Genomic DNA, 19,348 nt, shown 5'->3' with positions numbered 1-19,348 from the left:
GAAAATAAATGATAGCACCCAGGAAAATATTAGTCAAAGCCCCGCTTCGGCGGGGTTTTTTAATGACCATTTTTATAAAGGTGGGATTATATGATACTCAAAAACCAGAAAGGCCAGGCAATCATAGAATTTAGCATATCAATCATTATCTTATTTTTGTTCTGCTTCGGTCTTATAGGTTCTACTTACTGGGGAACGGCAAGTTTCCTGACACAGGAAATAGCCCATGAGACAGCCAGGAAATACGCAGTCACAGAAAACAAAGAAAGAGCCGAAACTTTCGGGAAAACCTATATGGATAGATGGGGATATATTTTCATCAAAGACACGCAGATAAGCATTTCCAGAGAAGGCGACAAAGCAACAGCAGTAGTCACAGCCATTCCCAGGATTGAGGATTTGTTTGTTTTTAAGATGCCTGCAATATCGAAGTATTCGCAGGCCACGATGGAATATTATATCCGCTACCCGGAAAAATACATCGGCAAAAAGTAAGGAGGGGGTCATGCAAAAACTTTTTAAATCCGAGAAAGGCTCCATAATGATCGAGTTGGTCTTCACTTGTTTAATATTGGTAGTTCTGATGTTGTGCGCGGTAGAGGTTATCAACATAGTTCGGGCTGATATTTACATTCACAAGGTTGCCCGCGAAGGCGCGAGGGAGGCTGCCATTACAAACAACCTTGATGCCGGGAGGAATATGGCCGAGGACTGCATACAGCAGTATTTTGCTACAAACAAGCCAACAGTACATCCTTATCCTAATAACAACAACATAGTCTTTGAAGTCTTTTATTCTCACAAGCATTTTTCTTTCTTAAACAAAACAGGTTACGGGGGGGTGGACTTAAATGCCAGAGCAATTTATCCCTGGGGGGAGGAAAATCCTTAATAACCAGGACGGAAATATTCTGATAATAGGAGTATTCCTTATCTTATTTATCTGTATTCTTTTCGCTGGGATGGTGGAATTCGGGCGCATTATGATTGTCCGGGAACAACTGCAAACCGCAACCGATGCCGCCGCGCTTGCAGCGGCCGGAAGTGGGACGCATAGGTATGTGACAATTAATGTCATAACAGACCTCGGCCCCGAAAGAATATGTGAAGAAGACGAAGACGGTAAATCCTATTGCTGGTGTGAAGATTGCGGGATGGTACCGCCTATAAGAGTAGTCGGCAATGAAGTCGATTTGCTTGATAATGGGGGCTGGAAGCAATACTGCGCACCCAGGTGTGGGGGGTGTGAAGGCTCCCGTGGCGACTGTTGGTATCAGTTAGTTAATCGAGAATTGACGTATGATACCCACTCTATGAGTTGGGGCACTGAAGCAGAAAACATCAATGATATCGAGAAACAATTGACTTCTACGACCAGACAGATAATCCCGTATTTTTCATATGATAACCGAAACTCGATAAGCCGCATGATGGAAGGGCTGTCCTTGCAGAGCATAGACCGCCTGTTGAACAACTCAAACTATTGGCTGTCTAGTTGGATGCGGGTGGGCGGCTACTATTATGAATGCCCTAAATCAAATTTTGATCCGTCTATCGGATGGGAATGTCGGCAATGGCAGGCAAAAGGCATAGATGCTTACAACAGTATAAAAAACAAGTCTATTGCGGGGGATTTTATCGAAACCTTAACAAATATGCGTCAGTATAACACTAACCTTAAAAAAACCCCAGGAATAGATGCTCAGTACACCGGTGCAGCAGGGCAGTATTTTAATGTCAACCTGCCGGGGAATGCTGAAGCTTCAGGTATCACCAAGTTAGAAGTATACGGCTACGACAAAAAAGACAGCCCCTATTACCCTTCAGTAGTCGTTTATGCCACATCTCATATTAAGAGCCTTTTCCCGCAATGGTTCAAAAAAGACTACCAGCCCGGAGATGATTTTTACTTCACCACCAACGTATGCGCCCAGGGGATTTCATCTTACCGGGACGCAAAAGACCAGGCCACAGGAAAGGGCAGACTTTATGGCCCGTTGTCCGATGGCAAGTGGAGCAAAGTCCCTGCTGAAGCCTGCTGGCAAGATTAGGAGGTACGCGGATTGCAATTAGTTAACCAAAGAAACGGAGCAGTAATCGCCGATATCCAGAAGGCCGATACGTTTTTCAAACGCTTTGTGGGGCTTCTTAGATACAAAGAACTGCCTGCAAATACAGGACTTTTAATCACTCCTTGTAAACAGGTTCATTCGCTGTTCATGGAGTTTTTATTTGATGTTGTGTTTCTGACGGAAGAATACCGTGTCGCCCACCTGGTCCAAAGCATGAAGCCTTTCAAGTGCAGTCCTCTTGTCCGAGATGCTGCTCATGTATTGGAAGTCCCGGAAGGCACGATCCAGGTCATGGACCTGAAATTGAACGACCGGTTAGTAGCAATTCATTAAGAAAGGAGAATACAATGGACTTTTTAGCAGGCTTTATTTTCATCCTGGCAATACTGTTTGGCCTAGCCTTGTATCTGATTCCGGCCATCATCGCAGGATTTAGGAACCACCACAATAAGGTTGCCATCATTGTGCTGAACATCCTTGCGGGCTGGACAGTTCTTGGCTGGTTTGGGTCTTTAATTTGGTCGCTAACCTCCCCCGCCAAGTCAGAATAGAAAGAAGGTGCGACATTGGACTCAGCAGTAATCGCTAGTTTACTAGTAGGAACCGCAGTAGGTATGCCATTATACCTAAAATTCAAACCTAAAATTGACACAGAGGAGGTATTGTGTAGAACCGGGTTAAGGATAATCAACGAAGAAGAAAAATCCCTTATTCAGCTAAAAATCACACGCGCCGGGCTAGATATTTCGCCAGAATATCACTATGGGATGAAAGTTGTTCTAGCGGCAGGATACTTAGCAGTATTGGCAGTCATCAGTATTCTGTTCTCTTTACCGCTCATTGCTTTCATTCTCTTGCTTCCCGGAGCTGCCATCGGATGGATTTACCCAAACATAAGGCTCGACAAAACAATTAGTGCCAGACAGTCCGAAGTTAAAAGCAAGCTGGACGACTTTGCAACTTATCTGTCTACAGCTTTAAATTCCATGCCAGACATCGGTTCTGCTTTATATGAAGCAGGAAACGCCACGGGCGGGGTCTACCAAGCTGAGATAGAAAAAGTAATCAAAGAAAACGCTTCCGGGAAAAACCTCTCCGATGCTCTTTATGATTGGGCCTACCGCATAGATGTAGCCGAAATAGGAACTCTGGTGAGTGCGATAAACCAAATTTATGTTAAAGGCGCACCGGCGGCAGAGAAAATGAAGGAATACGCCGACCAAATTCGCATGACAAAACGGTACGAACTGATGGAGGCGGCAGGAAAGCTATCAATCAAGCTAATTTTTGTGGTGACATTTTTTATGCTTATTCCGTTGTTGATGACGATTGGATATCCGTCAATTGTTTCGCTGTTAAGCGCACTGTAAAGGAGGAAACTAAATGCTGCAAAAAACAAAAAACATCTTAATGAACCAGAACGGTCAAGGGCTGGTCGAGTACGGGCTTATTATCGCACTGATTGCTGTCATAGCCATAGGAGCTTTACTTGTTCTTGGGCCGACCATCTCTGAAAAATTCTTTGACGTACAAAAAGAAATTGAGAGTGCCAAGCCCGCTAGTGGCGGCGGAGGCGGCCTATAATGCCGGTCACAAAAGAGGGTATTATTAATACCCTCTTTTTTATTGGAACTTTGATCGTTTTACTTATAAACACTTTCGGCCTTTTGACTATCCCAGGCATAATAATGGCCCTAGCGTGTGTCTATTGTATTTACAAAAAACGCTATCATATGACGGCTATCATAGCACTGATTGCTGCGGCAGGCAGTTTCTTGGCCCAGACGCTTACGGTGTTTTGCCCGTATTGCACCCTGGCGGCCACGCTGTTTATGCTGGGGGGATTGATGGGGTTTATCATCGAACCCAAAACACCATTCATCGCCCCTCTGCTGGGATTATCCCTTGTTAGTGTCGCACTGCTCATTAACCTTATGCCAGACTTCAGCCAATCGCCGATTATAGCGCAACAAACAGTAGTAGCCCAGGCCATCAACGAAAAGCCTCGGTTGTACTTTTCTCCCGACTGCCATTCCTGTAATGACGCACTTCAGCAATTTATAGAAGCTGATCCGCAAGGTTTGCTATGGCAGCCGGTTGTAACTCCGCACACTTCGCTTGCAAGGGGGGAAATGATTCTAAGAGAAAAAGGTTATACCGGAGAGGTTATCTCAGCACCTACATCTCCAACAAAATTTGTACCCGTTTTGCAGCTTAAAGACCAATTATACCGGGGCAAGGAAATTACCCCGGCAAAATTAGAAAGGAGTCAGCATGAATAAAAAGATGATGTTTGCAGTTCCAGTTGTGATCGCCGCCCTAGCAGCAGCGATTGTATTTTTCAGCATTAAATCAATGTCGCCCACGGCTTCAGTAATCGTAGCCAATCAAAACATAAAAGTAGGTACCGTTATCTCTAAAGAACACCTGGCAACTATATCACTGCCGCCCAAGGTCGTTCCGTTAACCGCTTTTACTTCTGCTTCTGATGTGGTCGGCAAAACGCTCATCAACGGCCCCATAGTCCGGGGAGATATGATGCGCAGCGAACATTTGTCGCTGGAAGGCTCTTTAATGGCCTCTCTTAAAAGCTATGCCCCCGAAGGATGGACAGCACTAGAATTACCCGAAGGGGTTGGGTACGGCCTATTGGGGGTCCGCAAAGGAGATTCTGTAAATATATTTGGAGAAACCCCTGCAGGTGTCGCTGAGATCGTCAAAGGAGCGGTCGTGTTAAGCGTACCCGAAGGGGATTACGCTCAGTATATTATCGCGGTGCCGGACAACTATTCGGCAGTTATTGCTGAAGTGATGGTAAGAGGGAAGCCAATTACGATATCCTTGCCATCGGAAACCAACATCGAAACCCATATTGAAACACCCGAAGAACAGGAGGGGTAAAATGCTGCCGTTTCCTACCACGCCACAAGAAGCCGGCAAGGGAGTTTTAATCTCTTTTCTTTCTGTAAAGCAGGGCGCGGGGGCAAGCACTTTAGCCTGCCTTGCCGCCCATACTTTAGCTGGGATTAAAAAAGACGTATCCTTAATTGACTTCAATTCTGAAAGCAAAGTTCGCTCTTATATGGGATACCCCACTGGAAGGGAAACCCCGGCTTCGATATTAGACATACAAAGCATATTCTCCCCGGACATGATTTATACTGCCAGCGAAGTCCACGCTTCAGGAATAAAAGTATTTCCGGGAGTACCGCATAGAATATTGGATGCTTCTATGATAGATGCAAAACTACTCTTGAAAGCGACTACTTTTTTAAAACAGACAAGCCCTCTCACTGTGGCTAACCTCGGCCCGCTATACGGGCCAAGCTGGATTGTAGCACAATTATCAGATTTAATCTGCGTGGTTGTTCGCCCGGACCGCCCCAACATGGACGCATTCGTTGAAACAGCAGACATCCTAAACCGATTGGGCTGTGAGGACCGAGTAAGGGTGATATTAAATCAGCAAAACTACCAGGGCAGTATTAATGCCAAAGATGCAGGCAAATATTTTATGCCGGATGCAGAAATTCCCTACAGTAAAAACATTGCAGAATCAGCAAACAAGCGGGATTTAGTTCCCGACCGAACTATTAAAAACCCTATGCTAACTCTTTTCAAGGAGGTTGACGATGCTTGACATTAATCTTGTAAGCTCACTTGCGGTAAGACACCGCCTAATCGAAGAAGTTATCGAAATACCTAAAGTAGAAACCCAAAAAGAGGAAGTCGCACGCGAATTATACCTCCAGTTAAGGGATGCGGTGCAGTCTGCGACTAGAAAACAGATGACCCTTGCGGAAACCGACCCTCAACAGGCCCGTAACCCATCGGTTAAAAACAAGTTCTACAATATCGTGGAATATCAAATCAAAAACCTTCGTCTTGATATAGACACCAACAGCGTAACCGAACAATTGTTCTCTGACATTCTTGGTTACGGACCATTAGAGAAATACTTCAATGATCCCGATGTGACAGAGATTAAGGTAAACGGCTTAACAATAAGAGTTGAAAAACATGGCGCAGAAATAGAAGTCGCCGAAAAGTTTGACAGTATCGAACAGGGAGTGGACCTTGTTAGAAGGATGATTGCCAAGACCGGGAAACGCATTGACCAGGCCGAGCCAATGGTTAGCGCACGGTTGCATGACGGCTCCCGTATGATGGCGCACATCTCGCCATATGCGGTTGATGGCTTACTCATTTCCATCCGCCGCTTCAGACAAGACATAGATTGTTCAGCATTGATTGCAAACGGGGCAGTATCCTCTGAAGTGATGTTATTTTTGGAAGCCGCTATCAAACGGAGGTTAAATATATTCATCGCCGGGGGGACATCATCTGGCAAGACTACCTGGCTTAATGTGCTGGCAGGTTTTATAGACTCTTCTCTTTCTATCCTTACTATCGAGGACCCGGCAGAACTTAAACTTCAGCACCCGGATGTAAGAAGGCTAGAAGCAAGAGATGCCAACATTGAAGGCAAAGGAATATTCACATTGTCAGACGCGATCAAGAGCGCGCTCCGCATGGCCCCAGACATAATCATAGTAGGGGAAGTCAGACGGGAAGAAGCTTTTGACCTCCTGCAGGCTATGGGGACCGGGCATACAGGCTCGCTTGGAACAGGCCACGCCAACAATGCAGAACATCTGTTAAATAAGCGTCTACCAAACATGATCCGTATGGCAAATATGGGGCTTTCCAATGATGCAATCTTGGAACAAATAGCAGACATTGTAGATTTGGTTATCTATGTCGTTCAAAAGGACGACCACCGAAGATTAGATCATATTGCTGAAGTGGTGGGCCCTGTTAGAGCTGCCGATGGTCGCACGATCGAAATTGAGAGCCGCCGATTGTGGGAATATCGGGACAACGCTTGGGAATGGTGCGCCAATGAATGGCGGCTCGAAAACAAATTGAGGGAGGGGGGGTGGAGGCCACGATACTAATAGCTTGTATATTGTTATTCGTAGCCTTTGCTATGTTTGGGGTTAGTTATTTCAACCACGGCGTAGCAATAAAGAATGAAAAACTCGTATCTTCTGAGCCTCAGTTAACTGCCCGCTATAAATCGCTGGCATTCGGGCTTATAGTTGGGACCATCGCCGGGTACTTGGTTACTGGACAGCCCCTTATAACACTGATAATCGGAGTTTTAAGCGCATATTTCATATCTAACTGGCAGATAAACAGTAAACAGAACAAACAGCGAGAGATATTAGAAGAACAATACATCCAGGTACTAACCTCTATCGTTTCGTCTCTGCAAGGCGGGGCTAACCCCTACCAAGCCCTGGAAGAAACCGCTATGAGTATTAAAAATCCCGCCAAGGATATTTTTTTGGAAATCCTGCGCAAAAACCGCACCGGGACAAATTACCACGAAGCATTAGGGATCGCCGCCAAAGAATACAACTGGCCCACCCTGAAACAGCTAGAGATGGCTTTTCGGTTATATGACCGCACTGGCAGCAACCTAATTCAAGCTTGCAACCATCTTTTACAGGCCGCCTATGACCGCAGGGGAGATAGGAAGCAAGTCTCAGCAATGACAATGGTTGTTCGTGCTACAATGGTTGTTTTGTCGGTTCTTCCGTTTGCCCTGATTATATTTATGCGCTTTTTTGCTCCTGATTTTATCGCGCCTTTGTTCCACACCACCGGGGGGATTATCGTTTCAGTAATCATTGTCGGGCTTATAGTTATTGGTAACAAAGTAGGAGCTAAAATGGCCGAGAACATCCTGAATTAAAGGGGGCCTAGCGTGAACCGAAGCGAAGCTCTTTTGATCTTTGGGATCAGTCCATTTTTCACCGAAGAAGAACTAAAAACTCGCTGGAGGCAGCTTATAAAACAACACCACCCTGACTTAGGGCACGACCCTAAATAATTTCTGCGCGTCAAAATCGCCCACGAAGAACTTAGCAAATACCGGGAAACATATTCAGCAAATCAAGAATACTATGATTTTTGTCACCGCCCCAGCCGCCCCGGATATCTTGGGGTTTGTTCTGGGGCGTAAGTTTTGCTGGATTCATAGCAGCAGTCGCACTTTTGAATTCAGTATATTTTCAACAAAGAATGTATGATATTCAACTGAGACTAGCCGAAGTAAGCGAAAAAATTTTTCTTGGTAATAAGAAAGGAAGTGGTCTTATCCGTACTTTCATTAATCAATCACCGGAAGAAATCAAGGCATATGCTCCGTTAAGCAGTATTCCTGTTATGTCATTCAGCAAATTTGATCGCCCCGCTGCTGGAGATGTGGCAGTGGTTCTGGACAATACCCAGGATATTTATAAGGCTATCAAGATGCAGATACCTATGGCAGTAATCACCGAGAAAGACTCTCAGTGTCATCAAGAGGCCCTTAAATACCTCTCTCCTGCCGCAGTGATTTATTATTCCAATGGCAAAATGCACTCTGACGAAAGAGTCTTTTCTATTTCTGAAGGACTTACGATACAGACCCTCAATGAGATATGCCAATTCATAAACGAGAACCAAATCTGTCCCAATATTTATGTTTGGCAACCCCGAAAGAAACCCGTGAAACCGAATATTCAACCCATAAGGGAACCTGTGCAGCAACAGCCCCAGCAAAATATAAGACCCATGCCTGAACCGGTACAGCCCCAGCAGGAATATTCGCCTGCGCAGATTGATTTTAATAGCTTTATCAATAATAAAGAAATCATCGCGGTATTCAAATCCACTCCCAACGCTAACAGCGAAGCAGTCGCGCAGGAGATCGCGCAAAGATCAAACGCCGGGTATTTAAAAGTCGGATCGCAGCTTATGAAAAGCACAACCGAAAACGCTTATTCTGACGGGAACATCGTAAACTACAATGCTAACTTTACCCCCGACAGACTTATAGTCGAAGTTGATGCGCAGATAACCAACGCTATGGAAGCGGTTTATACTCAGGCTTCAAAGATAATCCATGTTTGCTGCGCTAATGTCGAACTCGGGATGCAGGCAGTAAAAGACTGGGCCGCCAGTGGCTTTAAACTGGATGCGGTCATACCCGACTCTAATAGCACACTATCTGCATATAAGGCCGGAGTCCCCAAGGCACTTTCCATTGAGGAATTTGTTGCCAGTTTATAGAAAGGAGAATTCGTTGAAAACATTCATTCCTGGATATATCACACCGCATAAAGTAAGGTTGGTGTCTGGACAAAGCTGGGACTGCTCAGAAGAAGAAAAACCAGATTATATATTATGGGCAGATAGTGATGGCTCGCTTAGAATTACCAACACAAAAGATGAAACCACCTACGTTCAGGGGGGCGCGAAGTTCGATACACTACTGCGGGGGACTCACTGGAAAGCACCAGGCACAGTAATTAGCTCTTGAAGGGGGTATTTGTTTTGAAAGTAATGATTTTAGGTAACCCCGACTATACAGAGGCAGTAATAAGAAAAGGCCATTCAATTACCCTTGACCCCTTTGATGCGCACTATACAATAGCAGACGCAATAAACACGCAAGCTATCCCAAAGGATAATGAAGCGATAATCATTCTATCTGGGACAGTATCCGACTGGGCGGCCAAACAGTCACGCCCTGATGCAAAGTTTGTAAACACCATAGAAGAAGCGGTCGGCTTAATAAAAACCTCGGAGGAACCCGAGGAAATATTTGAACCCAAAGACAAACTATTATTGTTAAGCTATGCTAACAAAGGTGGGGTGGGTAAAACCACCACCGCTATATCACTCGCCGAAGTATTATCGGAGAATGTAAAAACCTTATTGTGTGACTTCGATTACGCCGGGCCAAACATTGGAGCCTTCTATTCAGTAGAAACGAATAATTATTTTGAAGGCCCGGTCAAGCCCATCAAGGTCAAAAACAACCTGTATGTTCTCCCCGCCCCAAAAGAGAACATCCCGAGGGGTTCTATCAAGGGAGAACAAATCACTGAGATAATAGACTCGATGAACTTTCAGGTTATAGTAGGCGACACTCCGCCTGCGCCATGGGATTTACCGTACCTGCATAGTTTGTTTGAGCGCAGTGATCTAGTTTATTCTGTAGTAGACCAGTCTTTGTTTTCTGTGAGCGAAACTAAAAGATTCGGGATTACCTTGGTCGCAATGGGAGTTCCGCCGGAGAAAATGCGAATAATCATCAACCGCTACAACTCTCGTCATGCCAGTCCGAGAAAAATACTGGATGCCTTCTGTTCGGGGTTTAAAAAAGAATCCCGGACACTGCCTAAAGTAGTTGCTCATATCCCCGAAGCATGGGAAGAACAAGTAAAGGCTGGTTATCGCGCCACTATATTAAACAAAGAAGTCTGGGAGGATGTATGCTCTGAGGTATATGCCAAGCTTGGTTTAATACAAAAAACCGAACCCAAGGGCTTCTTTAGTAAGTTCGCTAATCCGATGCAAAAGCTAAAGCCCCTTTTCACAAGGTCAGTAGCGCACTAATCCAAAATTGCAGTAATTTCATAACCTTTAGGCAGAAAAATGATTAAAAACCATGAGAAAAGTGTTATAATAATAACAAGAACAAACCGCAGGGAACACGGCGGTTAAACCCGGATTAAATAATGTGCAGAATCACTTAAACCCCCAATACAACCCCACTCAGCCCGGACCAAAAAGTCCGGGTTTTCTCTTTTCATAAAGGGGGTGATTTTAATTATTATTTATGGATGCTTGTTGCCGTTTACTTACTCAGCTTACACAGACGCTACCAAGAGGGATTTGTATGATTATGTAACCATTCCTGTTTTTCTTCTGGGAATGGGATACTCGATCTACACGGGCGCGTTAGCTAACATCCTCACCGCAGCAGTCATATTCGCTTTTTTATTTTTTATGGCCCTAAAGGGTGGAATAGCAGGCGGCGATGTGAAGTTTACCGCTGCCCTGGCGATATGGTTCGGCTGTCCGGCCATAATTTACGTCATGGGTCTGGGGGCTTTATTGGGTTTTATTTGGGGAGCGATTGGCCTTATTAAAAAAAGAAGCTTCGCGAAGCGTATGGTTATATTCTTCAGAGGGGTTCTTTTAAAGGTCTTGTATAAAGCGGACGCGATTCCCCAGCATGATCTATCTGAAGATTCTGTCCCGTTTGGGACGTTTCTGGTTATCGCGGCGTGGATCGTATTTTTTATACAGAAGGGGGCGATGTGTTGAATCTTGCCGATAAAATCCGCAGCTTATCTCACCATGTAGAAGTCGATGACATTGCCGAAACCTTATCTATCCCGCTAGATTTGGTTAATAGCGTCCTTGAAGGCACTGTTAACGAAAATGATTTAGCCGGATATGACCCTTTGATGGCTATAAAGGTTGTCGAGAAACAAATTGTTAACCGGGGGCGGGTGATCTCTATTTTGCAAAATCCCGCCCTGGCCGCAGAGATTACCATGTATGTGTCCGGCCACAATCCTGTTGCAGCAATAGACTTAGAAAAGTTTTCGGTTTTGCCGCTTTACTTTGGCATGAGTATAGACGAGATTCCGCAATACACCAACGTCCTTTGGGAAGAATTCTCCGACAAAAAACCCTACCGGGATATGTGTATCTATTTCATGCCGCCACGCGAGAGAAAACTCTCTCTGATATCAGGAGTTTTAAATTCCTTTCCTACCGTAATCATAAACACGCCGTTGGAATTATTAGACATGGTATGTGGTCTGTCCGATATCGTCTATCTGCCAATCGCAGATAATCTAGCCGGGGTTTATTTCGCCAGACTGTTACTGACCCAGTATAAAAAATATGAGGAAAAAACGCAGTTCATATGGATGGGACAGAACACTCGGTATAATTCAGTATTAAAAGAATTCACCAGAGCAAAAGTCGCTGGACATATTACTGAACTGCACGGCATCAACCCCGGAAAGTACCAGAAGCAGGTAAGTAAAATACTGCAGCCACTATACCCCGAAAAACGCAGGCTATTCGGGTATTTCTCGTAGAAAGGGGATTCAAATTGAACAAGAGAGTTTCATTGATTTTTGCTCTGATTATTAGCTTGGCGGCCTTTGGGTTTTCTTATGCCAAAATCCAACAGCACATAGAAGCATCTACTACCACGGTTCGAGTTCTGGTTCCAAAGGATACAATCGAAGCCTATTCAGTAGTGACAAGTGATAATTTGACCACTATAGCAGTACCCCCGAATATAACCGATGAAAATACTGCCCTTTCGCCCGAACAGATAGAAGACAGGATCGCCGTTGCACCTTTATATGCTGGAAAGCCCATCGACATAAGAACAGTCATCAGCAAAGCAGAAGACCTTGAAGAAAAGCAAGTAGTAGGGGTATATATTGACCCGGCTAGATGCGCTGGTGTAAACGAAGGCGATTTGGTAGATATCTACAGGATTTCTCCCACCAGCCAGGGCGAGGCTGCACCCAAGATCGCGCAGAATTGCCGGGTATTGAGAGTAACAGACGATAAAGGCGTTTCTACAAGGGGAGTTTCAGTAGTTCAGAGTGCTGCTGCAAGCGCGAATCTGACCAAGCCGCCGCGCATAGTATACCTGCTTGTGAGTCCCCAGGAAGTTCCTTATGTAATTCAGGGTTCGGCAGAACAAAGCTATTTATCGCTGTCCAAAAAGACCAAAGAAACCATTGATCCAGTGGTAGAAGTCAAAGGAGGGCGTTAAATTGTTTTTTCGTAATAAAGAACCATTAGAAATAACGCCTGTTGTCTTGTCTTTAAAAGAGGCCGAAGAAAGAGTTGTTCAGCATCTTGTTGAATCTTCAAACACCGACTGGGTGGCAATGTTTGAAGCTGCCAAGTCAGGAGTGTCTGGGGCTTATGAGGAATGTTTAAAAATCATCCAGCAGGTGTTGTCCGAACAGCTTATTACTATCCATGATTACGACAATTCTGTTGCCGCAGTGAATATATTTCACGACTGTTACGGCCTAGGAGCATTAACTTCCTTTTATCAAGACCCCGAGATTGACGAGATAAGAGTTACCCCGCAGGGGACGGTATATGTGGTCCTTAAAGGAAGACTGGAGACAACTGATATAAAGTTTAGCAACGCTGAAGTAGGGAATATGATAAATCGCTTGAAGCCAGCAAGCGACATGGGGGTATCCCTGGATGAATCCAACCCGACTATGGAGTTGGTAAGACCTGACGGCTCCCGGTTAACCGCCATATGCCGCCCGGTTACAGAACGGTACTGCTTCGCGCTTCGCAAACCTGGGAACCTGAATGTAAAAGACTTTATAAAACTTAAAACCTTTGACGAGAGGGTTGCTCGAATGCTTGCTATCTTCACTAAGGGCAGAAGAAACATATTAGTATGCGGTGGGGTAAACAGCGGCAAGACGACCCTTTTAAGATTACTAGCGAGTCAATTAGATCCCCAGTTGTCAATAAGGGTATTAGACACCGACAACGAATTAAAACTGGCGAGAATACACCCTGACAGGGAGATATGGGAGTTAGAGGCTCATCCCGAAGTAGGGGCCGACATGGAGATGCTGTTCACAAAAATTTTAAGAATCACTCCTGATGTTATCATAGTGCCGGAGTTTAGAGGTAAAGGAGAGGTATGGACAACTATAGAAGCCTGCACCCGAGGCCATGACGGTTCTATGGCGACAGCGCACTTTTCATCGTTTTCTTCTCCAGAAGAAGCAGTTAGAAACACTGCTATGCTGGCCCTAAAGGAAAAGGCGCACCTTCCCCTGGATTTGGTGATAGAGCGCGTTGCCCAGGCTTTCCAGATTATCATTCAAACCTTCAACGATGCTAGGACTGGAATTAAGAAGATTACCTCAATTACTGAAGTGGTGATCGAAAACGGGAAAACAAGATACAATCCCTTGGTTACCTGGGAAGCTTATAGCGACAACTATACCGGGGATGGGGAATGGAAGGTATTAAACCCCCTTAGTGAACGCTGTATAAACAACATGAAAGTATACGGGGTCTCCTTGCAGGAAATTCATGAAGCCTGGGAGGGGATTTAATTGTACGAAATCCTGCTTGGTGTTGGAATAGGCACAGCCCTGGGGATTTTAGTTTACATCCTAACAGGGATGATAAAAAAACCTGCCCTTCCAACTCAATTCAAGAATATCAATCTCTTAGCGGTTGTTGTGATGGGCGCGGTCTTTGTCTGGCTAAGAAACCTTGCTCCCGCTCTAATCGCAGCGATCATAGTAATCTACCTGCCGCACCAAATCGCCTACTACAAAAACAAGAGCCACCGCTCCAGGGTGTTAGAACAGTTGTCATCTGCTGTGTCGCTGTTCACCAATACAATCACCATTACTAAGAGTATTCCCCGGTCGCTGGAAACTGTTGGATTGAGAATTCCCGATCCGGTAGGAGGGATTTTCCGCAAAGCATATGCAGAATTGACATTCAATACCCCCCTTGAACAGGTTTCGGAAAGCATAGCCCAAAGGTTAGATATACCCTATGGGTACATCTTCGCTAAATTATTAGTTTCAGCAGAAACCCAAGGGGATGCTATTACACCCCTATTCCGGGATTTGAGCTACAAGATAAGCTCTGCCCGTGACCAGCAGAACTTTCAGACCACTGAACTATCTGCCACCCGCATAACTAACATAATACTTTTAGCCCTACCAGCCCCGGCTTATTTCCTGCTGTCCAGCAAATTCCAAGAGATGGCTATTTTCGCCGCTTCCACGGCAGGCAGAGTTATCTTTACCCTTTGGCTCCTGGCTATCATTCTGTGGATGTTCATGGACAGACTGATTCTGGATTCTTAAAGGGAGGAAACGCCATGTTCATTGTGATAGGTGCTGCTGGCCTAGCTGTTGTGGTTTTTGTCTGTTTTTACATCTCAACAGAGGTAATCATCAGCAAAGCTCAGGCCCAGTTGGTCAGTAAGCAATTCTCAGTCTCAAAGCCCAACAATGATACCCGGCTGGTTGTCGGCGGGGGGATCGGCCTTATCGGGGCTATCCTGCTGACAAACGGCACAAGTTATATGTCAACCGCCATTCCCATCCTGTCTGTCATGGGAGCCGGCGTTGCGGAAGCCACATACCGCGTATTAAACAAGGGAAAGGAGGAAAGGCGCAGACAAGAATGTCTTTTACTTTTTAGCGCAGTTGAGATTTTCACCCAGGCGGGGTATTCAATACCCCAGGCTCTTGCCAATGCTAGAGAATTTACTCCGATTTTAGCTGCTGATATCAATAAAACTTTAGCCGCATGGCCGCATGGCGATGTGCAGGCGTTAGAACTTTTTAAAGACTTAATTAATCTTCCTGAAGGCAACCAGCTTGTTTCTCTGTTAATTCAGATCAACCAGGCTGGGACAAGAAACTTGGCAAACATAATTCAAGCCGAAGCTAAACAGATGGAAGAAAAACGCCAGGCATTAGCCAAGGCAAGGATAGCCCAAAAACCCCTTTTCTTATTGATATACCGATTATTGCCCATTGTTGTGTTGGTAGGTATGTTTGGTGGAATGTTAGTCACCAGGATATTCAACGAAATGAATCAATTTTTAGGAGGTTAACAAACAATATGATGGAAATTTTAAAAAATCAAAAGGGACAAGGCACATGGGAGTACATGGTTATTATGGTTGGTATCGCCGTGGTAGCGGTAGCTGTTTCGGCAGGGTTGAAAAGCGGGATAACCGGTGAAACTGGAATCACCGGAAAAATGACCGGGAAATTGGATGCCCTGGCAGATGGAATCGAATTAGAGTAAATGCGGAACATCATTGCGATTTTACGCTCCCAGAAAGGCCAGTCGTCAGTTGAGTTGCTTGTAGGCATGGTAGGCGTGGCTATTATCGCAGTGGCAGTAAGTCATGCTATGAGAACCCCTGTTGAGAATATACACGACAAGGTAATAGACGGTATAACTAATGTAACGGGAAGTGGGATGTAGGCAGGGGAAACCCTGCCTACATTCTTTAAAGGGGGTGGTTTTATCCAAAACCAAAAAGGCCAAGCAACTATAGATTTTCTTATGATATCAGTATTATTATTCGTTATTCTATTCGGCGCGGCAGATTACTGGATGGCTATGGTGAGAATTCAGCAGGGAGAACACATCAAGAATTACTACCTTGACCGTAGCCGGATAGAAGGGTATTTGTCCGATTCCGACCGCGAGGAAATGGAACTCAAAATGGACAATATTGGATTAGAAGTTACTGAGATAACTGCTCCTGAAACAAGATTGACGAGAAGCCTGACTGATTACCCGGTGGTCGAACTCAATATCAAGACCGAATTCAAAAAAAGCCCATTTATGATGGATTTCTTCTTAGGGGAAAAAAATACACTCCGACCTGAGTTTTACGGAAAGGTGGTAAGCGAATATGCCGGCCCGTAAGATATTAAAATCTCAAAAAGGCAACACCGCTACCATACTGTTCTTATTTATGCTGCCAGTATTAACAATCTATTTGATATCTTCACTCGATCATGCTAGGGCAGTATTTGGAACAGACTTAGATATGCAGCAGGCATTAAACGATTCTTGCCGATCCGCAGCATTAATGGTCAACCCGCTATCGCAAGCCCATAATAATCCGATGATTAATCCAGGCAACGCCCACGATGCCTTTAAAGACATATTGGGTAGTAATCTGAAACTCAACGAGGATATGACCCCAAGGGCAAATTCACCGATAACTGATATTGAATATGTTTTGATAATATACAACGGGGAAAATGACTATGGACTACCCGAAGGGGTAAAATACTCACCTGCCGGACATGAAAACTTCTCCTGTAAACTTCCTTTCACAATCAACCTTTCAGACATGGGTGTAGCCAGCGGGACGAAGATAGTTTTAGACAAACCTGGCTGCGTTGCAACAACCTCAACCACAATGGTTCCTGTGTTGGGCAAAAACCAGATAGAAGGGGCACGGTGGTCTGCAGCAAAAATATTGCGATAACTGCAGTTTATGACAGTATCCCGGTAATATCGGATTCTATGTATAGCGAATGGCTAGTGGTACTGCAGAATAGAGAATTATAACAGGACATAACGGTGAAAAGTTTATCGGCCTCATGGTGACGGCTACATTAGTAAAGGAGTGAGGAAATATACAGTTTAACTAGAAACTCTACTTGTAAATCGTCTAAGGCAATATTAGGAGGGCGAATAAGATGGTAATAAATAATTACAAGCATAAAACACATAAGTTCTTGCTAGTCATTTTGATAGCTGTGGCAGTATTGTTATCACAAACAGGAAATGCGCTGGGCGGAGTATGTAACATAGATTTTAGTGGAGTACCATATAAGGTAAGTAAAAATTTAACAATGTCAGATGGCAGAAGGCTCAATGCATACAACTATTCCAACACATATGTAAGATTATATAATAGCGAAGGCACCTTATTAGCAGAAAAATCTTATGGTGATAAGGTCGAGCGTATAAGAGCCTTTGGAGAGCTGCCAAATGGGAATGTTTATGTTTGGATACAACATGTGGATACCTATTATGAACCTAATGCTGAGCAAGAGTTGGATGGCAATAACCTTAACACCATTTCATCTGTTACTGGGGTTGATACAGCAAATCCACTTCTAACAGGAACGTTATTAGAGTACGCCACAAACGAAACGGGCATAGATATGCAAACTATTAAATCAGACGTACAGATAATTAAGGAATCAATAACACCCACAATTATTTCAGTGAAGGGAGTAAATGGAGCCACCGCAACTACCTCAGGCAGTTTCCTGGTGTACATTGAGGCTTATGGGGCGATTGAGTACAGAGCAAAGAGCGATTCAGGCTCATGGACAGAGTGGTCACCGAGCAGCATGATGAGCATGGGCGGTTTAAGCAGTGGGGTTCGAACAATTACAGTCGAAGCCAGAAACGCAGCGGGAAAGGTGTCGAGTAAAAGCATGACAATATTCAGTTTATAAGAACAGCCCAAAAACTCAGGAAATACATTCAAAAGCCCTGGCCTAAAAACCAGGGCTTATTTTATGGACCCCAAAAGCGGGGAACGAAAAAATTAGGAGGAAAACAAATGAACGAAAGCAATGACTATCAAGAAAAAGACCAGTTTGTCGCTGCGGAAGAAATTCTTCGGAAGATGCAGGAATCACTGCACAACATTAAAGAAAAGAAGGCCAGGCAAGGTGAGTTAGCAGATGAAATCCAGAGCCTATCTATGAGACTGGCTGAAACCCAAGCCGAGGAGGTCAGCCTTTCAAAAGAGTTGGCTAACCAAAATATCGAATGGCAGCAACTAACCCAGAGATTTAATTCTATAGGAAAGTTTAATATTGACTGATCGTCCGAATCCCAGATGCCATTCGCAAGGAGAACTGCTATACTACCTTGAAAAAAACAACCCCAAAGAAATCGTAATCGACCCGCAACTACCAGGGAGCCTGTCTATAGACTCCCTGGTAAAAGTCATCGGACAGAAACACCCCGACACAAAAGTTGGGATTCTGAAAGAACATTTAAACAAGCCAATCATATATGCGGCAGCAGCAGTATTAATAATCCAGGCAGCTTTTAACCTGGCGATTCAGTTCAGCACACTGACCATCCAGCAGGTAACATATTCAGGTATCGCCACCGCAGGCGCGTTTTTCTTTTACATGGGAGGCATTATATGTTTCAGAAAAAAGCAATAGCATTAATTATCCTTGCCCTGCTGATCGTGGGGGGAGTTGCCCATTATACTGTCCCCGACCCCCGTATTACAGCAACCACTAATAACTTTGTTACTGCACTCCTAAACAATGAAAACCCTGAAAACTACTGTACGGGAGATGTGCTGTTCCGTATCAAGACCAGGGAGCTGTCTAAGGCCACTCCGGTTTCGATAAAAACAACCCTTACTGATAATAGCAGGGATTTTGGTAGGGTATACATCGAAGCTGAAATACAACTGCCCGACAAAAGCATAGATGTTGGTTTCTATGAAGCGGAATTAATCAAAGATGACGGATGGAAAGTCTATTCTTTCAGGGAAACCTTACCCAGAACCAATTCCTTCAGTATTCCGTGGAACGCCCCCGAGCTGGGAAGCTTTTACGAAGAAGTCTTTAAACAGTTATCTAAAAACAATGATTCTTTATTGGCTGGACCGGCCAAAACTGCTTTCAAAAACCAGCCGATGTTAAAAACCACCCCGGAGATACAAGACTTGACCACAGAGATTCTTTATAACAGCAAATTAGTGATTGCGAAGCACACATACACATATGATGGGCGGCAGGTTAAGGTACTAGCCCATTATTATAAGACTGTTGACGGATTTAAAATTGTGTCGATGCAGGCCCTTTAGC

The 19,348-nt window shown here is 44.6% G+C and carries 30 protein-coding genes; all 30 read left to right on the top strand.

Annotation, left to right across the window (positions count from 1 at the left end; genetic code table 11):
• Positions 1-90: 90 nt before the first annotated feature.
• The 30 genes from AC15IQ_RS02950 to AC15IQ_RS02805 all read left to right on the top strand — a co-directional run bounded on the left by AC15IQ_RS02950 (position 91) and on the right by AC15IQ_RS02805 (position 19,347).
• Entirely contained in the window at positions 91-495 is a 405-nt protein-coding gene (locus tag AC15IQ_RS02950) for a hypothetical protein (RefSeq protein WP_483177205.1), read from the top strand.
• 10 nt (positions 496-505) lie between these two features.
• Positions 506-892: a TadE/TadG family type IV pilus assembly protein gene (locus AC15IQ_RS02945; protein ID WP_483177204.1), complete on the top strand. Its 387-nt coding sequence runs from the start codon at positions 506-508 to the stop codon at positions 890-892.
• Positions 852-2,051, top strand: coding sequence for a TadE/TadG family type IV pilus assembly protein (locus AC15IQ_RS02940; RefSeq protein ID WP_483177203.1), 1,200 nt, complete (start codon positions 852-854; stop codon positions 2,049-2,051). Before AC15IQ_RS02945 ends, AC15IQ_RS02940 begins: the two co-directional genes overlap by 41 nt.
• A 12-nt stretch (positions 2,052-2,063) precedes the next feature.
• Positions 2,064-2,405 (top strand): DUF192 domain-containing protein, encoded by a 342-nt coding sequence (locus tag AC15IQ_RS02935; RefSeq protein WP_483177201.1) that lies wholly within the window; start codon positions 2,064-2,066, stop codon positions 2,403-2,405.
• 14 nt (positions 2,406-2,419) lie between these two features.
• A complete protein-coding gene (locus tag AC15IQ_RS02930) occupies positions 2,420-2,623 on the top strand; it encodes a superinfection immunity protein (protein WP_483177200.1) in 204 nt (67 codons plus the stop codon).
• 15 nt (positions 2,624-2,638) lie between these two features.
• Positions 2,639-3,442, top strand: a complete 804-nt coding sequence (locus AC15IQ_RS02925) for a type II secretion system F family protein (protein WP_483177198.1) — start codon at positions 2,639-2,641, stop codon at positions 3,440-3,442.
• A 13-nt stretch (positions 3,443-3,455) separates the two neighbouring features.
• Positions 3,456-3,656: a Flp family type IVb pilin gene (locus AC15IQ_RS02920; protein ID WP_483177197.1), complete on the top strand. Its 201-nt coding sequence runs from the start codon at positions 3,456-3,458 to the stop codon at positions 3,654-3,656.
• The gene (locus AC15IQ_RS02915; RefSeq protein WP_483177196.1) at positions 3,656-4,354 is read left to right on the top strand and encodes a hypothetical protein; all 699 of its coding nucleotides are present in this window, start codon (positions 3,656-3,658) and stop codon (positions 4,352-4,354) included. The genes AC15IQ_RS02920 and AC15IQ_RS02915 overlap by 1 nt, the downstream gene beginning before the upstream one ends.
• On the top strand, positions 4,347-4,973 hold the full coding sequence (locus AC15IQ_RS02910) for an SAF domain-containing protein (protein ID WP_483177195.1): 627 nt from the start codon (positions 4,347-4,349) through the stop codon (positions 4,971-4,973). The genes AC15IQ_RS02915 and AC15IQ_RS02910 overlap by 8 nt, the downstream gene beginning before the upstream one ends.
• Before the next feature lies 1 nt (position 4,974).
• The gene (locus tag AC15IQ_RS02905; RefSeq protein WP_483177193.1) at positions 4,975-5,712 is read left to right on the top strand and encodes a CpaE/TadZ family protein; all 738 of its coding nucleotides are present in this window, start codon (positions 4,975-4,977) and stop codon (positions 5,710-5,712) included.
• Positions 5,705-7,030, top strand: a complete 1,326-nt coding sequence (locus AC15IQ_RS02900) for a TadA family conjugal transfer-associated ATPase (RefSeq protein WP_483177192.1) — start codon at positions 5,705-5,707, stop codon at positions 7,028-7,030. The genes AC15IQ_RS02905 and AC15IQ_RS02900 overlap by 8 nt, the downstream gene beginning before the upstream one ends.
• Positions 6,979-7,833, top strand: a complete 855-nt coding sequence (locus tag AC15IQ_RS02895; protein WP_483177191.1) for a type II secretion system F family protein — start codon at positions 6,979-6,981, stop codon at positions 7,831-7,833. The genes AC15IQ_RS02900 and AC15IQ_RS02895 overlap by 52 nt, the downstream gene beginning before the upstream one ends.
• A gap of 12 nt (positions 7,834-7,845) precedes the next feature.
• Complete coding sequence (locus AC15IQ_RS02890; RefSeq protein ID WP_483177190.1) at positions 7,846-7,971, top strand: J domain-containing protein; 126 nt, start codon at positions 7,846-7,848, stop codon at positions 7,969-7,971.
• Between the two features lie 164 nt (positions 7,972-8,135).
• Complete coding sequence (locus AC15IQ_RS02885) at positions 8,136-9,194, top strand: hypothetical protein (RefSeq protein WP_483177188.1); 1,059 nt, start codon at positions 8,136-8,138, stop codon at positions 9,192-9,194.
• 13 nt (positions 9,195-9,207) lie between these two features.
• The gene (locus tag AC15IQ_RS02880) at positions 9,208-9,444 is read left to right on the top strand and encodes a hypothetical protein (protein WP_483177186.1); all 237 of its coding nucleotides are present in this window, start codon (positions 9,208-9,210) and stop codon (positions 9,442-9,444) included.
• A 23-nt stretch (positions 9,445-9,467) separates the two neighbouring features.
• On the top strand, positions 9,468-10,526 hold the full coding sequence (locus tag AC15IQ_RS02875; RefSeq protein ID WP_483177739.1) for a CpaE/TadZ family protein: 1,059 nt from the start codon (positions 9,468-9,470) through the stop codon (positions 10,524-10,526).
• Positions 10,527-10,760: 234 nt separating this feature from the next.
• The gene (locus AC15IQ_RS02870) at positions 10,761-11,240 is read left to right on the top strand and encodes a prepilin peptidase (RefSeq protein WP_483177185.1); all 480 of its coding nucleotides are present in this window, start codon (positions 10,761-10,763) and stop codon (positions 11,238-11,240) included.
• Entirely contained in the window at positions 11,237-12,028 is a 792-nt protein-coding gene (locus tag AC15IQ_RS02865; protein WP_483177184.1) for a hypothetical protein, read from the top strand. The genes AC15IQ_RS02870 and AC15IQ_RS02865 overlap by 4 nt, the downstream gene beginning before the upstream one ends.
• 14 nt (positions 12,029-12,042) lie before the next feature.
• Positions 12,043-12,723, top strand: a complete 681-nt coding sequence (locus tag AC15IQ_RS02860) for an SAF domain-containing protein (protein ID WP_483177183.1) — start codon at positions 12,043-12,045, stop codon at positions 12,721-12,723.
• Position 12,724: 1 nt separating this feature from the next.
• A complete protein-coding gene (locus AC15IQ_RS02855; RefSeq protein ID WP_483177181.1) occupies positions 12,725-14,050 on the top strand; it encodes an ATPase, T2SS/T4P/T4SS family in 1,326 nt (441 codons plus the stop codon).
• Positions 14,051-14,821, top strand: coding sequence for a type II secretion system F family protein (locus AC15IQ_RS02850; RefSeq protein ID WP_483177180.1), 771 nt, complete (start codon positions 14,051-14,053; stop codon positions 14,819-14,821).
• 14 nt (positions 14,822-14,835) lie between these two features.
• Positions 14,836-15,579 (top strand): type II secretion system F family protein, encoded by a 744-nt coding sequence (locus tag AC15IQ_RS02845; RefSeq protein ID WP_483177178.1) that lies wholly within the window; start codon positions 14,836-14,838, stop codon positions 15,577-15,579.
• An 8-nt stretch (positions 15,580-15,587) separates the two neighbouring features.
• Complete coding sequence (locus AC15IQ_RS02840) at positions 15,588-15,776, top strand: hypothetical protein (protein WP_483177176.1); 189 nt, start codon at positions 15,588-15,590, stop codon at positions 15,774-15,776.
• Positions 15,777-15,959, top strand: a complete 183-nt coding sequence (locus AC15IQ_RS02835) for a hypothetical protein (protein WP_483177175.1) — start codon at positions 15,777-15,779, stop codon at positions 15,957-15,959. It begins immediately after the preceding gene.
• Positions 15,960-16,040: 81 nt separating this feature from the next.
• Positions 16,041-16,409, top strand: a complete 369-nt coding sequence (locus AC15IQ_RS02830; protein WP_483177173.1) for a hypothetical protein — start codon at positions 16,041-16,043, stop codon at positions 16,407-16,409.
• Positions 16,396-16,980, top strand: a complete 585-nt coding sequence (locus tag AC15IQ_RS02825; protein WP_483177172.1) for a hypothetical protein — start codon at positions 16,396-16,398, stop codon at positions 16,978-16,980. Before AC15IQ_RS02830 ends, AC15IQ_RS02825 begins: the two co-directional genes overlap by 14 nt.
• 214 nt (positions 16,981-17,194) lie before the next feature.
• Positions 17,195-17,965, top strand: coding sequence for a hypothetical protein (locus AC15IQ_RS02820; RefSeq protein WP_483177171.1), 771 nt, complete (start codon positions 17,195-17,197; stop codon positions 17,963-17,965).
• Positions 17,966-18,072: 107 nt separating this feature from the next.
• A complete protein-coding gene (locus AC15IQ_RS02815; protein WP_483177170.1) occupies positions 18,073-18,339 on the top strand; it encodes a hypothetical protein in 267 nt (88 codons plus the stop codon).
• Entirely contained in the window at positions 18,332-18,691 is a 360-nt protein-coding gene (locus tag AC15IQ_RS02810) for a hypothetical protein (RefSeq protein WP_483177168.1), read from the top strand. The genes AC15IQ_RS02815 and AC15IQ_RS02810 overlap by 8 nt, the downstream gene beginning before the upstream one ends.
• Positions 18,670-19,347 carry a hypothetical protein gene (locus AC15IQ_RS02805; RefSeq protein WP_483177166.1) on the top strand — a complete coding sequence of 226 codons (678 nt, stop codon included), beginning with the start codon at positions 18,670-18,672 and terminating at the stop codon, positions 19,345-19,347. The genes AC15IQ_RS02810 and AC15IQ_RS02805 overlap by 22 nt, the downstream gene beginning before the upstream one ends.
• Position 19,348: the final 1 nt, after the last annotated feature.

Source organism: Syntrophomonas sp. DTU019, from assembly GCA_913757435.1.
In the GTDB taxonomy this organism is placed as follows: domain Bacteria; phylum Bacillota; class Syntrophomonadia; order Syntrophomonadales; family Syntrophomonadaceae; genus DTU019.
The sequence above is the reverse complement of the archived record's forward strand: the minus strand, read 5'-3'. Positions and strand labels throughout refer to the sequence as shown.

What these genes read in the sequence shown, in the direction of transcription:
- AC15IQ_RS02950 (WP_483177205.1), top strand. Translation starts at nt 91, where the DNA reads ATGATACTCAAAAACCAGAAAGGCCAGGCAATCATAGAATTTAGCATA.
- AC15IQ_RS02945 (WP_483177204.1), top strand. Translation starts at nt 506, where the DNA reads ATGCAAAAACTTTTTAAATCCGAGAAAGGCTCCATAATGATCGAGTTG.
- AC15IQ_RS02940 (WP_483177203.1), top strand. Translation starts at nt 852, where the DNA reads ATGCCAGAGCAATTTATCCCTGGGGGGAGGAAAATCCTTAATAACCAG.
- AC15IQ_RS02930 (WP_483177200.1), top strand. Translation starts at nt 2,420, where the DNA reads ATGGACTTTTTAGCAGGCTTTATTTTCATCCTGGCAATACTGTTTGGC.
- AC15IQ_RS02920 (WP_483177197.1), top strand. Translation starts at nt 3,456, where the DNA reads ATGCTGCAAAAAACAAAAAACATCTTAATGAACCAGAACGGTCAAGGG.
- AC15IQ_RS02915 (WP_483177196.1), top strand. Translation starts at nt 3,656, where the DNA reads ATGCCGGTCACAAAAGAGGGTATTATTAATACCCTCTTTTTTATTGGA.
- AC15IQ_RS02910 (WP_483177195.1), top strand. Translation starts at nt 4,347, where the DNA reads ATGAATAAAAAGATGATGTTTGCAGTTCCAGTTGTGATCGCCGCCCTA.
- AC15IQ_RS02905 (WP_483177193.1), top strand. Translation starts at nt 4,975, where the DNA reads ATGCTGCCGTTTCCTACCACGCCACAAGAAGCCGGCAAGGGAGTTTTA.
- AC15IQ_RS02900 (WP_483177192.1), top strand. Translation starts at nt 5,705, where the DNA reads ATGCTTGACATTAATCTTGTAAGCTCACTTGCGGTAAGACACCGCCTA.
- AC15IQ_RS02895 (WP_483177191.1), top strand. Translation starts at nt 6,979, where the DNA reads ATGGCGGCTCGAAAACAAATTGAGGGAGGGGGGGTGGAGGCCACGATA.
- AC15IQ_RS02875 (WP_483177739.1), top strand. Translation starts at nt 9,468, where the DNA reads ATGATTTTAGGTAACCCCGACTATACAGAGGCAGTAATAAGAAAAGGC.
- AC15IQ_RS02845 (WP_483177178.1), top strand. Translation starts at nt 14,836, where the DNA reads ATGTTCATTGTGATAGGTGCTGCTGGCCTAGCTGTTGTGGTTTTTGTC.
- AC15IQ_RS02840 (WP_483177176.1), top strand. Translation starts at nt 15,588, where the DNA reads ATGATGGAAATTTTAAAAAATCAAAAGGGACAAGGCACATGGGAGTAC.
- AC15IQ_RS02835 (WP_483177175.1), top strand. Translation starts at nt 15,777, where the DNA reads ATGCGGAACATCATTGCGATTTTACGCTCCCAGAAAGGCCAGTCGTCA.
- AC15IQ_RS02830 (WP_483177173.1), top strand. Translation starts at nt 16,041, where the DNA reads ATGATATCAGTATTATTATTCGTTATTCTATTCGGCGCGGCAGATTAC.
- AC15IQ_RS02825 (WP_483177172.1), top strand. Translation starts at nt 16,396, where the DNA reads ATGCCGGCCCGTAAGATATTAAAATCTCAAAAAGGCAACACCGCTACC.
- AC15IQ_RS02820 (WP_483177171.1), top strand. Translation starts at nt 17,195, where the DNA reads ATGGTAATAAATAATTACAAGCATAAAACACATAAGTTCTTGCTAGTC.
- AC15IQ_RS02815 (WP_483177170.1), top strand. Translation starts at nt 18,073, where the DNA reads ATGAACGAAAGCAATGACTATCAAGAAAAAGACCAGTTTGTCGCTGCG.
- AC15IQ_RS02805 (WP_483177166.1), top strand. Translation starts at nt 18,670, where the DNA reads ATGTTTCAGAAAAAAGCAATAGCATTAATTATCCTTGCCCTGCTGATC.